General features: G+C 43.7%; 15 protein-coding genes. 8 read left to right on the forward strand and 7 right to left on the reverse strand.

The genetic code is table 11. From position 1 onward, the window contains the following. Positions 1-20 precede the first annotated feature (20 nt). The 3 genes from GYO_RS38720 to GYO_RS38730 all read right to left on the reverse strand — a co-directional run bounded on the left by GYO_RS38720 (position 21) and on the right by GYO_RS38730 (position 3,459). Positions 21-848, reverse strand: coding sequence for an ABC transporter ATP-binding protein (locus GYO_RS38720; protein WP_079288351.1), 828 nt, complete (start codon positions 846-848; stop codon positions 21-23). A 216-nt stretch (positions 849-1,064) separates the two neighbouring features. Continuing rightward, complete coding sequence (locus GYO_RS38725) at positions 1,065-1,502, reverse strand: YusW family protein (protein ID WP_014115100.1); 438 nt, start codon at positions 1,500-1,502, stop codon at positions 1,065-1,067. A gap of 148 nt (positions 1,503-1,650) precedes the next feature. Continuing rightward, a complete protein-coding gene (locus tag GYO_RS38730; protein ID WP_014115101.1) occupies positions 1,651-3,459 on the reverse strand; it encodes a M3 family oligoendopeptidase in 1,809 nt (602 codons plus the stop codon). 133 nt (positions 3,460-3,592) lie between these two features. Between GYO_RS38730 and GYO_RS38735 the strand changes: the two genes are divergently transcribed. Next, entirely contained in the window at positions 3,593-4,447 is an 855-nt protein-coding gene (locus GYO_RS38735; RefSeq protein WP_014115102.1) for an oxidoreductase, read from the forward strand. 76 nt (positions 4,448-4,523) lie between these two features. Next, a complete protein-coding gene (gene mrgA / locus GYO_RS38740; protein WP_014115103.1) occupies positions 4,524-4,985 on the forward strand; it encodes a metalloregulation DNA-binding stress protein MgrA in 462 nt (153 codons plus the stop codon). Between the two features lie 42 nt (positions 4,986-5,027). Here the strand turns inward: mrgA and htrB are convergent, their stop codons facing one another. After that, entirely contained in the window at positions 5,028-6,404 is a 1,377-nt protein-coding gene (gene htrB, locus GYO_RS38745; RefSeq protein WP_014115104.1) for a serine protease Do-like protein HtrB, read from the reverse strand. Positions 6,405-6,681: 277 nt separating this feature from the next. Between htrB and cssR the strand changes: the two genes are divergently transcribed. Continuing rightward, positions 6,682-7,359: a two-component system response regulator CssR gene (cssR, locus tag GYO_RS38750; RefSeq protein WP_003221685.1), complete on the forward strand. Its 678-nt coding sequence runs from the start codon at positions 6,682-6,684 to the stop codon at positions 7,357-7,359. Further along, positions 7,356-8,711: a two-component system sensor histidine kinase CssS gene (gene cssS / locus GYO_RS38755; RefSeq protein WP_014115106.1), complete on the forward strand. Its 1,356-nt coding sequence runs from the start codon at positions 7,356-7,358 to the stop codon at positions 8,709-8,711. Before cssR ends, cssS begins: the two co-directional genes overlap by 4 nt. 28 nt (positions 8,712-8,739) lie before the next feature. Here the strand turns inward: cssS and spxO are convergent, their stop codons facing one another. After that, positions 8,740-8,904: an anti-adapter protein SpxO gene (gene spxO / locus GYO_RS38760; protein ID WP_003221681.1), complete on the reverse strand. Its 165-nt coding sequence runs from the start codon at positions 8,902-8,904 to the stop codon at positions 8,740-8,742. Positions 8,905-9,072: 168 nt separating this feature from the next. On the opposite strand from spxO, the gene GYO_RS38765 reads away from it, so the two are divergent. Further along, positions 9,073-9,948, forward strand: a complete 876-nt coding sequence (locus GYO_RS38765) for a TetR/AcrR family transcriptional regulator (protein WP_014115107.1) — start codon at positions 9,073-9,075, stop codon at positions 9,946-9,948. A 38-nt stretch (positions 9,949-9,986) separates the two neighbouring features. Here the strand turns inward: GYO_RS38765 and fumC are convergent, their stop codons facing one another. Further along, positions 9,987-11,375: a class II fumarate hydratase gene (fumC, locus tag GYO_RS38770; RefSeq protein ID WP_014115108.1), complete on the reverse strand. Its 1,389-nt coding sequence runs from the start codon at positions 11,373-11,375 to the stop codon at positions 9,987-9,989. A gap of 66 nt (positions 11,376-11,441) precedes the next feature. Beyond that, the gene (locus GYO_RS38775; RefSeq protein ID WP_014115109.1) at positions 11,442-11,627 is read right to left on the reverse strand and encodes a YvzF family protein; all 186 of its coding nucleotides are present in this window, start codon (positions 11,625-11,627) and stop codon (positions 11,442-11,444) included. Between the two features lie 116 nt (positions 11,628-11,743). Here GYO_RS38775 and gerAA point away from each other — a divergent pair, with 116 nt between their 5' ends. Genes gerAA through gerAC form a run of 3 tightly spaced genes read left to right on the forward strand, consistent with a single transcriptional unit; the run spans position 11,744 to position 15,376 of the window. Beyond that, positions 11,744-13,192, forward strand: coding sequence for a spore germination receptor protein GerAA (gene gerAA / locus GYO_RS38780; RefSeq protein WP_014115110.1), 1,449 nt, complete (start codon positions 11,744-11,746; stop codon positions 13,190-13,192). Beyond that, positions 13,161-14,258, forward strand: coding sequence for a spore germination receptor protein GerAB (gene gerAB, locus GYO_RS38785; RefSeq protein WP_014115111.1), 1,098 nt, complete (start codon positions 13,161-13,163; stop codon positions 14,256-14,258). Before gerAA ends, gerAB begins: the two co-directional genes overlap by 32 nt. Beyond that, a complete protein-coding gene (gene gerAC / locus GYO_RS38790; protein WP_014115112.1) occupies positions 14,255-15,376 on the forward strand; it encodes a spore germination receptor protein GerAC in 1,122 nt (373 codons plus the stop codon). Before gerAB ends, gerAC begins: the two co-directional genes overlap by 4 nt. The last annotated feature ends 1 nt before the right edge of the window (position 15,377 follow it).

Raw genomic sequence — 15,377 nt, forward strand, 5'->3', positions numbered from 1 at the left:
GCTCCTTTCGCTGGCGTTATTTATCCATGTGATGTGAAAGCCGCTTCCTGGACAATGCATCTGCCCCTGCCATGAGGAATGCAAAGAGGCGTTCCGAACAGCGGGTCCTGTGTGACCTGACAGTTCATAGAAAACACATTTTGCACAAGATCACAAGTGATGACCTCTTCCGGACGGCCTTCAGCATAAATCTGTTTATCTTTTATGGCCACAAGATGATGCGCATAGCGGCATGCCAAGTTTAAGTCATGGAGAACCATGACAATCGTCCGCTCTTCCTTTTCATTCAGCTCAAACAGCAAATCAAGAATTTCAATTTGGTGCGTCATGTCTAAATACGTCGTCGGCTCGTCTAAAAGGATAATGTCAGTCTCCTGTGCAAGCGTCATCGCGATCCAAGCCCGCTGGCGCTGTCCGCCTGACAAAGAATCGACGGCGCGGTCAGCCATGTCCTCAAGCTTTGTTGCTTTAAGCGCTCGCTCAACTGCTTCCTCATCCTCTTTTGACCATTGTTTCAGCCAGTTTTGATAAGGATATCTTCCTTGCTTCACCAGCTGATGTACTGTCAGCCCCTCTGGAGCCGAAGGACCCTGCGGCAGGATTGCGAGCTCTTTTGCGACTTCCTTTGTCGGAAGCTTGGCAATCGCTCTTCCTTCCAGCAGCACTGAACCGCCTCTCGGCTTCATCAATCGCGCTAATGAACGTAAAAGTGTCGATTTTCCGCAGCCGTTGCTGCCAATAAATACGGTAATTTCACCTTTGGGAATTGTTAAATTCAACTCATCAATAATAACGGCATCCCCGTATCCTAAGCTCAGCGTTTCTGTAGAAATTGCACTCATACCCATAACCGCTCCTTTTTGCTGGCTTTTTAGCAGCACTATGTATTGCACGTTTTCTATATACATGCGTTTTAAGTCAATTGTCATCAATGCAAGTGATTCGATATTCAGCCATTTGATTGGTCATATATCCCTCATTGTAGCAGAAAACAATGACTTTGAAAATCATTTTCAATTAGTTTTTTGGACATAATTGGCGTTTATGGGGTATTTAGCACAAGGTTATTTCTTAATTTCTCTGACTGAGCCGTTCTTCAGCTTCAGCTTTAAGTTGATATGATCATAATGGCTGTCCAGATTAAATGCTGCCAGTACACTGTGGATCACTTCTGTTTCTGCCATTTGGTCTGTCACGGAAAGCTCGCTCAGGATCATTTTCATCTCATCTAGCGCTTCTTCTCCCTCCTGTTTGACGCCGGAGAGCTTATCCTGTATTTCCGCTGTTTCCCGAGTCCCATTTTTTGTATATATACTTTCATAACGATTATGCTCACCATCTCCGTAGCTCACGCGAAGCGAGAAATTGCTGTAAGGAACGGACTTCTGCTGGGTGATGGCTGTATTTTCTCCTTCTGCCTGCTGCTGATCTTCATTGAGACGGCAGCCCGCAATCAGAACCACTGCGAGACAAACAGCCACGGCTGCTCTGATCAAACGCATATGTTTCCCCCCTGTAGGATTCCATTTATTTTAGGTATATCCAGAGAATGAAATCCTCATTCAGAGGAGAATTGAAAAAGCCGGGGCGTATAACGCCACGGCTTCAGCGTGTCGACAAATGCTCGCCCTTCCTAGACTTCAAGGGTTTTCATTCACGCTCAAAAGATTCAGTCAGTTGCAAAAAGTCTTCCGCGTCACGCACGGCTAGCTTGATGGCATTCTCCCAGAAATCGCGCTTCGTGATATCAGCACTCAAATGCTTCATCGCCAACTCTTCCACAGTCATAGAAGCCGTATCCTGCAATAGTGCGATATATTTCTCTTCAAACCCGTTTTTTTCTTCAAGCGCCAGTGCGTAAATGCCCAGAGAAAACAGATAGCCGAACGTATAAGGGAAATTGTAAAATGGCACCCTCGTGATATGGAAGTGCAGCTTTGATGCCCAAAAGAGCGGATGGTACTCTCCTAACGAATTGCAGTATGCCTCTTTTTGCGCCTCTTCCATCAGCTCATTCAAACGGCCGGCCGGGACGACTCCCCGCTTTCGTTCTTCGTAAAATCTCGTTTCGAATAAGAACCTTGCATGTATATTCATGAAGAACGCAACGCTTCTTTGCACTTTATCCTCAAGAAGGACAAGCTTTTCTTCCTTCGTCTCCGCTTGCTGGACAGTCGCGTCCGCCACAATCATCTCTGCGAACGTCGAGGCCGTTTCCGCGACGTTCATAGCGTAGGAACGGTTTAACGGCCTGACGTTGAGCATCGCTTCCTGATGGAACGCGTGTCCGAGCTCATGTGCAAGCGTTGAGACATTTGAGGCACTTCCCGAAAACGTCATGAAAATCCGCGATTCTCCGCTGTCCGGAAAGCTCGTGCAAAAGCCGCCGACTCTTTTTCCGCTCCTGTTTTCCGCTTCAATCCAGCGGTCCCGAAACGCTTTTTCTGTGAAAGAGGACAGCTTTTTGCCAAACGTTGAAAACTGGCTGACAATGACATTTGCAGCTTCATCATATGAATAGACCTTTCCATCAGAACCAATTGGGGCCTCAACATCGTACCAGCTAAGCTTTTCAAGGCCGAGCATGGATGCTTTCCGGTTCAAAAACTGAACGAACGGCTGCTTGTTTTCAGTGATGACCTGCCACATCGTATCCAGTGTTTCTTTTTTCATTCTGTTGATCTGCAGCGGCTCCTTCAGGACATTCTCCCAGCCGCGCGCTTTATAGGTTTCAAGCCGGAACCCCGCCAAATGATTGAGCGTGTTGCTGAAAATATCCTGTTTGCTTTCCCAAGCTTGATGCAAACGTTCATATATTGTTTTTCTGACAGCGCGGTCTTGATGGTCCATCACATTTTCAGCCTGACCGACAGACAATTGCTTGTTCACACCGTTTTCCTCATACGGTATTGTCATTTTTCCGACAACCATATTGTATAAGTCACTCCAAGCATGATATCCGTCCACCGCAAGGTTTCCAATCAGTTTTTCTTTACCCGGGCTGAGCTTTTCGGCAACCCTCTGTCTTCTTTCATTTAATATGTACGATACATAGCGTAACCCCGGCTTTGTTAATAATTCATTCCAAACGTTTTGTTCAATGGCCACCAGTTTATGATCTAATGTGACGAGGGATGATTGAAAATCTGCGGAAAGCCGATTCATGAGTGACTGATGCTCAGTAGCCTTTTGATCACTGATATTCTGGGCCTGAAGGCAAGCAACAAAAGCGCCGGCCTGCTGAAGCTTGACAGATGTCTGTTCGAATAAATCAAGCAAAGCAATCAGTCCTTCAGCATCTTCAGGCGATTCAGGCACCTGAAACGCCTCAGTCATGTCTTGAAAGGCACTCAGACTTTGTGACAGCTTCTCGATATATTTCTTGAATTCTTCTGATTGGCTCCCGCCCTTAAAAAATGAATCAAGATCCCATCTTTGGTCTACCCCTTGCAGCGCCATAATACAAAACCCCTTTCCTTCTTTCGTTTTATTATAGAACAATTCTGAATTATTGTATAAAAATTTCTTTTATAGGCGTCATTTTCCGTTCATGATTGTACAATAGCTGTAGCAGTTAAATAGGAGGTATATCATGAATAAAAAAATCGCGATTGTAACAGGAGCGTCAAAAGGCTTTGGTCAGCTGGCAGCCGTAAAGCTCGCCAAGTCATTTTTCGTGATTGCCACAACAAGACAGCCTGAGAAAGCTGAACAGCTTCGGGAATTGGCCGCAGCACACAATGTGGCTGATTCTATTCACATTACCGCTCTCGACGTCACAGATGAGCAATCCATAGCCTCATTCGGAAAAGCCATTAGCGCTTACGGTCCTATTGATCTTCTCGTCAACAACGCCGGAACGGCTTACGGAGGATTTGTCGAGGATGTGCCGATGGAACATTTCAGACAACAATTTGAAACGAATGTCTTCGGAGTGATCCATGTGACAAAAACCGTTCTGCCTTACATAAGAAAGCATAGCGGAGCAAAGATTATAAACGTGAGCAGCATCAGCGGTCTGACCGGATTCCCTGCGATGTCGCCTTATGCATCTTCCAAGCATGCATTGGAGGGTTTTTCTGAGAGCCTGCGTGTGGAGCTGCTTCCGTTCGGTATCCAAACCGCTTTGATCGAGCCAGGCTCATACAAGACATCGATCTGGTCCACATCATTATCAAATTATATGTCGGTGCCTGCTGACGATTCAGCTTATCATCAATACTATAAAAAGATCCTTTCCTACGTTGAAAAAAACGCAGATGAAAGCGGAGATCCCCAAGAGGTTGCCGACCTCATTTATCAATTGGCAACAAAACAGCACGTAAAGAAATTGCGATACCCGATCGGAAAAGGCATCAAGCTTACCTTGTTATTCCGATCGCTTTTTCCCTGGTCTGCGTGGGAATCTATCCTGAAGAAAAAACTATTCAGTTCATCTAAATTATAATTATTATAATTTAGTATTGATTTTTAATTAATACGTGGTATAATTAAATTAACAGATCACAAGGAGGACGTAACTTATGAAAACTGAAAATGCAAAAACAAATCAAACATTAGTTGAGAATTCAATGAACACACAATTATCAAACTGGTTCCTTTTATACTCTAAGCTCCACCGTTTCCATTGGTATGTAAAAGGGCCGCATTTCTTTACATTGCATAAGAAATTTGAAGAACTGTATGACCATGCGGCTGAAACAGTCGATACCATCGCTGAACGCCTGCTGGCGATCGGCGGACAGCCTGTTGCCACATTGAAAGAATACACTGAGCATGCGTCTATCTCAGACGGCGGAAACGAAACATCAGCGTCAGAAATGGTACAAGCATTGGTAAACGACTACAAACAAATCAGCAGCGAATCTAAATTCGTGATCGGCCTGGCTGAAGAAAATCAAGATAATGCGACAGCGGACTTGTTTGTCGGATTAATTGATGAAGTTGAAAAACAAGTGTGGATGCTTTCCGCTTATTTAGGATAAAAAAAGCTGAACCCTTTTCGGGTTCAGCTTTTTGATTACCGCTTAGCTTGAGCTGCTTTCTGTCTGCTTGGTCAGTGTCACGTTTAGCGTTTTCGTTTTTCCGTTCCGCAGCACTTGAATTGTCGTTTTATCTCCGACTTTCAAGTCTTTGTATAGGATCTGACGAATATCCGCGCTGCTTTCCACGTCTTTACCGTTTAGTTTGACAATGACATCCTCAGATTTGATGCCGGCTTTTGCCGCAGGTGAATTTCCTTGAACTCCTTTTACATAAACACCTTTTCCTAATTGATCTCCAAACATGCCGAGTGTATTTTCCTGATACGTTTCAGGAACTTGAGACATATCAATCATTTGCACGCCTAAAAACGGACGGTCTACCTTCCCGTTTTCCAGCAGCTGGTCAACAATGGGTTCGACATCATTGCTTGGGATCGCAAATCCAAGTGACTCCACGCCGCTTTCGCTCACCTTCAAACTGTTGATGCCGATGACCTGGCCGCTTGCATTGATTAACGGGCCTCCGCTGTTCCCCGGGTTGATCGCTGCGTCAGTTTGCAGCACGTTCATTTCCACCGTACCTTGTGTTGTATCCACATCAATCGTCCGGTTCAGTCCGCTGATGATGCCTTGTGTCACCGTACCGGAAAACTGCTGTCCGAGCGGATTTCCAATAGCGATGACCTTTTCGCCTGTGCGCAGCTGTGAAGAGTCACCGAAGCTCGCCACTTTTTTGACGTTCTTGCTGCTGATTTCCAGAACAGCTAAATCAGTTATCGTATCGCTGCCGACCAGCTTGGCAGTCTCCGTTTCTCCGTTGTAAAGCGTGACAGTCAATTTATTTGCGCCTTCAACGACATGGTTGTTTGTAATGATATACGCTTTATTGCTGTCTTTTTTGAAAATGACGCCTGACCCCGTTCCGCTTTCACTTTCTGAGCTGGAGCCGCCTCCCGTGCCGAATGTGTTATTTTGCGAGGTTTGGATATTTGAGATTCCCACAATCGTCGGCTCTAAATCCTCCACCATATCAGCGACGTTTGAAGCGTTCGTTATCGGTGTCGTTTTAAAATTACCTGACTGCACCTGTTTATTTGCAGAAACGGCCTCGGTCGCCTGATCTTGGTCTGATGGCAGATAAGGCGCGATGCCGAGCATCAGACCCCCGCCGATAATCCCGCCTAAAATAGGGCTAAGCCATGCGGCTCTCCGTTTCTTTTCTTTTTTCACAGCCGTTTCTGTCTTTTCCATTTCTAAAGAAGAAGCTGTTTCTTGTTTTCCCGCTTCATACGAAACCGGCTCGTCAAGCAATTCCTGTTCGGGATGTTCAATCAGCTGCCGGTTTTCTGTATTCTGATGTTCTGTATGTGAAGATTCTGTTTGATGTTGATCGTTTTGGTCATCACGTCGATAATCCATGTTCTTACACTCCTTTAACGGTTTTTCATTTATCGTTACATATTCATCGCATGTACAAGTTCAATTGTCCCAATAATGAGGAGAAAAGCAAAGCACCAAAATAGAATATGTTTGATCATCCTACATCTTCCTCGCTCTTTTTCTCTTCCTTTCTTCCCTTATACATATCATAAACAAACATTGTGGGATAAAAATGAAAAGAATATGTGAAATTATGAAAATTGCCTGCCGTATGTTAAAACTAGTTTATAATGACGTTGAAAGGATGTGAAGAGCCTTGTCATACACCATTTATCTAGTTGAAGATGAGGATAACCTGAATGAACTGCTGACGAAGTATTTAGAGAATGAGGGCTGGAACATTACATCTTTTACGAAAGGTGAAGACGCCAGAAAGAAAATGACGCCGTCTCCCCACCTGTGGATTCTCGATATCATGCTGCCGGATACCGACGGCTATACATTAATAAAAGAAATCAAAGCGAAAGATCCTGACGTACCGGTCATTTTTATTTCCGCCCGTGATGCAGATATTGACAGAGTGCTTGGCTTAGAGCTTGGCAGCAATGACTACATTTCAAAGCCGTTTCTGCCGCGGGAGCTGATCATACGTGTTCAAAAACTGCTACAGCTCGTTTATAAGGAAGCTCCGCCTGTACAAAAAAATGAAATCGCCGTCTCCTCGTATCGGGTCGCTGAAGACGCTCGCGAGGTCTATGATGAGAACGGAAATATCATCAATTTGACGTCGAAGGAATTTGATCTGCTGCTATTATTTATCCATCATAAAGGACATCCATACTCACGTGAGGATATTCTCGTAAAAGTATGGGGGCATGACTACTTCGGAACAGACCGAGTCGTTGATGACCTTGTCCGTAGACTGCGCAAAAAGATGCCTGAATTGAAGGTGGAGACGATTTACGGGTTCGGCTACAGGATGATGACATCATGAAAAACAAGCCGCTCTCGTTTCAAATATGGGTTGTCATATCCGGCATTCTGTTAGGGATATCCCTTTTACTGCTTGTGTTATTTTCAAACACACTGCGCGATTTCTTCACCAATGAAACGTATACGACGATTGAAAATGAGCAGCATGTTCTGACGGAATACCGCCTGCCGGGTTCAATTGAACGGCGCTATTACAGCGAAGAAGCCACGGCACCGACAACCGTTCGATCCGTACAGCACGTGCTTCTGCCTGAAAATGAAGATGCTTCTTCAGACAAGGATTTAAGCATTCTCTCGTCTTCGTTTATCCATAAAGTGTACAAACTGGCTGATAAACAGGAGGCCAAAAAGAAACGGTATAGCGCCGACGTCAATGGAGAGAAAGTGTTTTTTGTCATTAAAAAGGGGCTTTCCGTCAATGGGCAATCAGCTATGATGCTCTCTTACGCGCTTGATTCTTATCGGGACGACCTGGCCTATACCCTGTTCAAACAGCTTCTGTTTATTATAGCTGTTGTCATTTTATTAAGCTGGATTCCGGCCATTTGGCTTGCGAAGTATTTATCAAGGCCTCTCGTGTCATTTGAAAAGCACGTCAAACGGATTTCCGAACAGGATTGGGATGACCCAGTGATAGTGGATCGGAAAGATGAGATCGGCAAATTGGGCCATACCATCGAAGAGATGCGCCAAAAGCTTGTGCAAAAGGACGAAACAGAAAGAACCCTATTGCAAAATATCTCTCACGATTTGAAAACGCCGGTTATGGTCATCAGAGGCTATACGCAATCGATTAAAGACGGAATTTTCCCTAAAGGAGATCTTGAAAATACAGTAGATGTCATTGAAGGCGAAGCCCTTAAGCTGGAGAAGAAAATAAAGGATTTATTATATTTAACGAAGCTGGATTATTTAGCGAAGCAAAAAGTGCAGCACGACATGTTCAGTATCGTAGAAGTGACAGAAGAAGTCATCGAAAGACTGAAGTGGGCGCGGAAAGAATTATTGTGGGAAATTGATGTAGAAGAAGACATTCTGATGCCGGGCGATCCGGAGCAATGGAACAAACTCCTTGAAAATATTCTGGAAAATCAAATCCGCTATGCTGAGACAAAGATAGAAATCAGCATGAAACAAGATGATCGGAATATTGTGATCACCATTAAAAATGACGGACCGCATATTGAAGATGAGATGCTCTCCAGCCTCTATGAGCCTTTTAATAAAGGGAAGAAAGGCGAATTCGGCATTGGTCTAAGCATCGTAAAACGAATTTTAACTCTTCATAAGGCGTCTATCTCAATTGAAAATGACAAAACGGGTGTAACATACCGCATAGCAGTGCCAAAATAGACTGTAGATGTTTTTGCAGTCTATTTTTTTATGTGAAAGAATAGCCGTTAAAATCTCTATAATTTGTTTTGAGCGGCTGTTTGCATTGATGAACCCATTTTTTCTCTGACAAGGTCTGCTTCGGATATTTGACTTTCTCCACTTTAATTCCTCTGTTTCGCAAGCGGCTGATCATTTCGTCCAATTCTCTCATTCTAGATTCACCCTTTCGCTTGAGCTTTGACCATTCGGTCATCTCAATTTATAATATAAATAATACATGATAAAAAAACAAGTTACAATAAGGTTAATTTTATAACAGAAGGTGTGACTATATGGTCATATCCTGTGCAGGCCTCCGGGCTCCGAAAGGGTGGAACCATTGAAGGAAAAAGAAAAGCTGATTATTGAAACAGCCTTAAAACTATTTGCCCAAAAAGGATACAACTCAACATCAGTTCAGGAAATCGCAAAAGAATGCAAAATATCTAAAGGCGCTTTTTATATTTATTTTCCTTCGAAAGAAGCGCTTCTTCTGTCTATGCTGAACTACTATTATGATAAAACGTTTACCCGAATTTTAAATATTAAAACGAAGGGCGACAGCCCCAGAACGGCTTACCGCAAACAGCTGACCGTGCTCTATGAAAACATCCTTGAACACAAGGATTTTATCGGCATGCAGATGAAGGAAGGTTCTCTGCCTTACACGGAGGAAGTGGAGCAATGCGCCAAAAAAATCCGCCAGTCCTCACTTCAATTTCATATCGACAGCCTGCTGAACATTTACGGAAAAAAAGCGGAACCGTATACTGCAGAGCTTTGTTTTTTAATAGAGGGCATCAGCCAGATTTACCTGGAATGCATGATTTTGTTCGGCTATAATGTGAAGCCGGATCAATTAGCCGATATCATTATTAATAGAATTGATGATATGGTAAAAGGCATGTCTGAACGAAACGATAAGCCTTTCATCACATTGGAAGAGGCAAGCTCTTTATTTGGGCCTCTTACGCACGGACGGCCTGATCCGCTGACTGAATCGATTGTGAAAAGCCTTCGTGACAAAATTAACAGCTTAAACACAAACTCCTCTCTTGAATTATCGGAGAGCTTGGACATACTTGAAGCAGAAATGAAGAAAAAAACACCGAAGCTGGCGATCATAAAAGGAATGATCCATAACCTGACGGAGTCTGAAGCTCTCGCCAAAGATGCGGAGCAGCTTAAATATCTATTAAAACAGCAACATATTTAGAAGAACGGCTGCTTAAAAAGCAGCCGTTTTTCTTTCTCTTACGCCTTTGGTTTTACCATATCTTCCGGCTTAACCATTTCGTTAAATTGCTCCTCTGTCAGCAATTCAAGCTTCAAAGCCGCTTCTTTCAGCGTCAATCCCTCTTTATGGGCGAGCTTGGCGATTTTCGCCGCGTTTTCATATCCAATATGCGGGTTCAGCGCCGTAACAAGCATTAATGAATTTGACAGGTTTTCTTGGATGGTTTCTTTGTCAGGCTCAATACCGACAGCACATTTATCATGGAATGAATTCATGCCGTCACTCAGCAGCTGCACAGATTGCAGGAAGTTGTAAATGATAACAGGCTTAAACACGTTCAGTTCAAAGTTCCCCTGACTCGCCGCAAAGCCGATTGTCGCATCGTTCCCCATGATTTGCGCTGCGATCATTGTCAATGCTTCACTTTGTGTCGGGTTGACTTTACCAGGCATAATGGAGCTGCCCGGCTCATTTTCAGGAATGACGATCTCCCCGATGCCGCAGCGAGGCCCGCTTGCAAGCCATCTGACATCGTTCGCGATTTTCATTAAGTCAGCCGCAAGCGCTTTTAATGCGCCATGCGCATAAGTGATTTCATCATGGCTTGTCAGCGCGTGGAATTTATTCGGCGAGCTGCTGAACGTTTGGCCGGTCAGTTTTGTGATCTCTTCTGAGACAAGCTCTCCAAACTCTGGATGAGCGTTGATTCCCGTTCCGACAGCCGTTCCACCGATTGCAAGCGCACGCATTTTATCTGTCGCTTCCAATATCATTTCCTTCGAACGGTCCAGCATGTAAACCCATCCGCTGATTTCCTGTCCAAGCGTCAGAGGCGTAGCATCCTGAAGGTGCGTGCGTCCGATTTTGACAATATCATTGTATGCTTTCGCTTTTTCATCCAATGTATTGCGAAGCTGGTCAAGCGCAGGCACTAGCTGCTCGTAAACAGCCAAAACAGCGGCAACATGCATCGCAGTCGGGAATGTGTCGTTTGAGCTTTGGCTGCGGTTCACATCATCATTTGGATGAATCGTTTGATCAGAGTTCTTTTCTTTTAATAAAGCAGTCGCGCGGTTGGCTACCACTTCGTTCATGTTCATATTGCTTTGTGTGCCGCTTCCGGTCTGCCATACGACAAGCGGGAAGTTGTCATCGTATTTGCCTTTGAGCACATCATCACAAACCGCTGCAATCGCTTCCGCTTTTTCTGCGTCCAGATTGCCAAGGCGTTTATTAGCGAGAGCTGTGCTTCGTTTTAATATTGCAAACGCCTTCACAACACGCATCGGCATTTTTTCAGAACCGATCTTAAAGTTCTCCTTGCTTCGCTGTGTTTGGGCGCCCCAAAATTTATCAGCAGGAACTTTTACTTCTCCCATGGTGTCTCGTTCAATTCTGTATTCCATTTATGTATCCCTCCATAACGGTTGCTTCAATAGATCATAATTCGCCAGTGGTACAAAAAATCCTTTTTATTTTTCGATCTTGGCAGATTTTAATTTTAATTCAAGATATACGCGGGAATCCTTTGAATATTTGTACTTCGGATTCGTCCTGCCGTACTCCTTTGATGTATAAGAGACGTCATAATGCTTTTCAAATGATTTGATGAGCTGTTCTATTTCTTCTTGTTTTCCAGCAAGCCTTACCTGTGCCACTTTGTATCCTCCGCTTTCATAAAAAACTTACACCATAAAATACTCTAACACAGTATATCATTTTTTTAACAGGAAAAGATAACCTCTACTAAGGTTTTGGATAAGAGGTGACCTTGTTGGAACAAACAGAGTTTAAGGAATATATACACGATAATTTAGCATTGGTGCTTCCAAAATTAAAAGAAAACGATGATCTGGTGAAAAATAAAAAAATGCTCTCCAACGGTCTTGTTTTTTACTATCTCTATTTTAGTGAACTGAATGATCAGAAGAAGGTTGCAGAATCGATTAAAACCTTAATCAAAGATGAAGAGAGCCTCACGCTTGACCAAGTCAAAAAACGCCTTGACCAGCTTGACGCAAGACCCGTTGAAACAGCAGAAAAAACGGTCGAGGAGATTCTCAGCGGAAATTGTGCTGTATTTGTCAACGGTTTGGACAAAGCCTACATCCTGTCTACAGAAAAGAAAAAAACAAGAAGCCTGGCAGAGCCGACAACAGAAAAAGTGGTTCGCGGACCAAAAGTTGCGTTTGTAGAGGATATCGATACAAATATGGCTCTGATTAGACAACGGACCCCCCATCCAAAACTCATTACAAAAAAAATCATGATCGGCAAAAACAAGCTGAAGTCGGCGGCCATTATGTACATTGAGGGCAAAGCAAAAAAGTCCGTCATAAAAGAAGTAAAAGCGCGGCTTAAAAATGTTCAACTCGAGGATATCCAGGACAGCGGAACGCTTGAGGAGCTCATTGAAGATAATAAATATTCGCCGTTTCCGCAGATTCAAAATACGGAAAGACCCGATAAGGTATCGTCGGCCCTGTTTAACGGCCGTGTGGCGATTTTGGTCGACAGTTCACCATTTGTGCTGCTGGTGCCGGTTTCTCTCGGTGTCCTGATGCAGTCCCCGGATGACTACTACGAACGCTGGATTTCAGCATCTCTTATCCGGTCGCTGCGGTTTGCTTCTATCTTCATTACCTTGTTTTTGTCATCGATTTATATTGCACTCGTTTCCTTCCATCAGGGGCTGCTGCCGACCGCGCTCGCCGTCACGATTTCGGCAAACAGGGAAAACGTGCCGTTTCCACCGATATTTGAAGCCCTGCTGATGGAAGTAACCATCGAGCTGCTCAGAGAAGCCGGGCTGCGTCTTCCAAACCCGCTCGGCCAGACAATCGGGCTCGTTGGTGGCGTTGTCATCGGACAGGCGGCTGTAGAGGCGAATCTCGTCAGTTCGATTATGGTCATCGTTGTCAGCGTCATTGCCCTTGCATCCTTTACCGTTCCTCAATACGGAATGGGTCTGTCTTTTCGGGTCCTGCGTTTTATTTCGATGTTTTCCGCTGCTATTCTTGGGTTGTACGGGATTATTTTGTTTATGCTTGTCATTTATACGCACTTAACGAGACAAACGAGCTTTGGATCTCCTTATTTTTCGCCAAACGGATTCTTCAGCCTGAAAAACAAGGAGGATTCCATTATCCGTCTCCCAATTAAAAACAAACCAAAAGAGGCGAATAATCCAAATGAGCCAAAAACAGACTCCACTAAAACTTAATACCTTTCAAGGTATATCTATTGTTGCAAATACGATGCTTGGGGCCGGTCTTTTAACATTGCCGCGAGCGCTGACCAGTAAGGCTAATACTCCTGACGGCTGGATCGTGCTGATATTAGAAGGTATCATTTTTATCTTTTTTATTTATTTAAACACGCTCATTCAGAAGAAACATCAATACCCCTCTCTGTTTGAGTATTTGCAGGAAGGGCTTGGTAAATGGATCGGTAGCATTCTCGGCCTTTTGGTCAGCTGCTATTTTATCGGAGTGGCCAGCTTTGAAACCAGGGCAATGGCTGAAATGGTAAAGTTTTTCCTGCTGGAGAGAACGCCGATTCAGATCATTATTTTAACGTTTATATGCTGTGGCATCTATTTAATTGTTGGGGGGTTAAGTGATGTATCGCGGCTGTTTCCCTTTTATTTAATGATAACGATTATTATTTTGCTTGTTGTATTTGGGATCAGTTTTAAAATTTTTGACATCAATAATTTGCGCCCTGTTTTAGGTGAGGGCCTTGGACCCGTTGCAAACTCCCTTACTGTCGTTTCCATCTCTTTTTTAGGAATGGAAGTGATGCTGTTTCTTCCTGAACATATGAAGAAAAAGAAATACACATTCAGATACGCGGCTATCGGCTTTCTGATTCCGATTATTTTATATATCCTGACGTATGTCATCGTTGTTGGGGCTTTGACCGCTCCTGAGGTAAAAACGCTGATCTGGCCGACGATTTCTCTCTTTCAGTCTTTTGAGCTCAAAGGAATATTCATTGAAAGATTTGAATCGTTTTTACTGGTCGTCTGGATCATTCAATTTTTCACAACGTTTGTCATTTACGGGTATTTTGCCGCTAACGGGCTGAAGAAGACGTTTGGATTATCGACTAAAAAAAGCATGGTGATCATCGGTGCGGCTGTCTATTATTTTTCTTTATGGCCGGATGACTCTAATCAGGTCATGATGTACAGCGATTATCTCGGATACATTTTCGTCTGCCTGTTTCTGCTTCCCTTCATTCTCTTTTTCATTGTCGCTCTCAAAAGGAGGATTACAGCAAAATGAAAATCCGGATTTTATGTATGTTCATATGCACCCTATTACTGGCCGGATGCTGGGACAGCCGGAATATTGAGGAATTAAGCTTGGTGATCGGAGTAGGTCTAGACAAGCCTGATGATAAAAATTTAGAACTGACACAGCAGATTCTCGTCCCGAAAAAAATCAGCTCCAAGGAAGGCTCTTCATCTGACCCGACACAGCTTGCTATCACAAAGGGGGAAACTGTCCATCAAATGATGAGAACATCTGCATTAAAGCATAACCCTACGTTTTCACAGCATTTGCGTCTCATTCTGCTTTCCAAGAGCGTGATTGCGGATCATATTGGAATGGACGCGATCATTAACCAGTTTGTCAGAGACAACGGAACAAGGAGGAGTTCGTACGTCTTTGTCACCGATGGCAGAACTAAGGATATATTTAAAATGAATGATCAAGGCGAGCCCGCATCCAATGTAATTTATGATCTGACAGAGAATAATGCGGTAACGATCAGAATGATGGAGCCTGTTACATTGGGGGAGATCTCAGAACACTTGACCTCTGACGATTCGTTCCTCATCCCTCATGTCGGTAAGGAAAACGGCAAACTCGCAATAAACGGTGCTGCTATCATCAAAAATAAATTATGGAACCGGAATTTAACACCGGTTGAGGTTCAAAATATCAACTTATTTACAGGCACTGTCGAGGGAGGGGTCATTGATATGAGGCATAATGGCAATCTTTTTTCTTATGAAGTGTACTCCAGCAATCGCAAGATCAAGACAGACTACAAGGACGGAACGTTCAAATTCACCGTCACACGCAATATTGAAGGCCGTTTATCAGAGGACTGGAATCCGAATGAAGATTCATTTAAGGATTCATATATCAAAGATATTGAAAAGACAGTCGAAAAACGATTACACAAAACAGTAACAGCATTTATTACAGGCAAACTGCAGAAAGATATCAAAGCAGATGTCACCGGGCTGGGAAACGAGGTCAGAATTCATTATCCTCAAAAGTGGAAAAAGATTGCAAGAAAATGGGATGATGATTATTTCAGCAATGCGGAAATAGACTACCGGGTCAATGTGGTTGTCAGAGACTTCGGGACGAAAGGCGCAAACAAATAGC

Source organism: Bacillus spizizenii TU-B-10 (assembly GCF_000227465.1).
GTDB classification, from domain to species: domain Bacteria; phylum Bacillota; class Bacilli; order Bacillales; family Bacillaceae; genus Bacillus; species Bacillus spizizenii.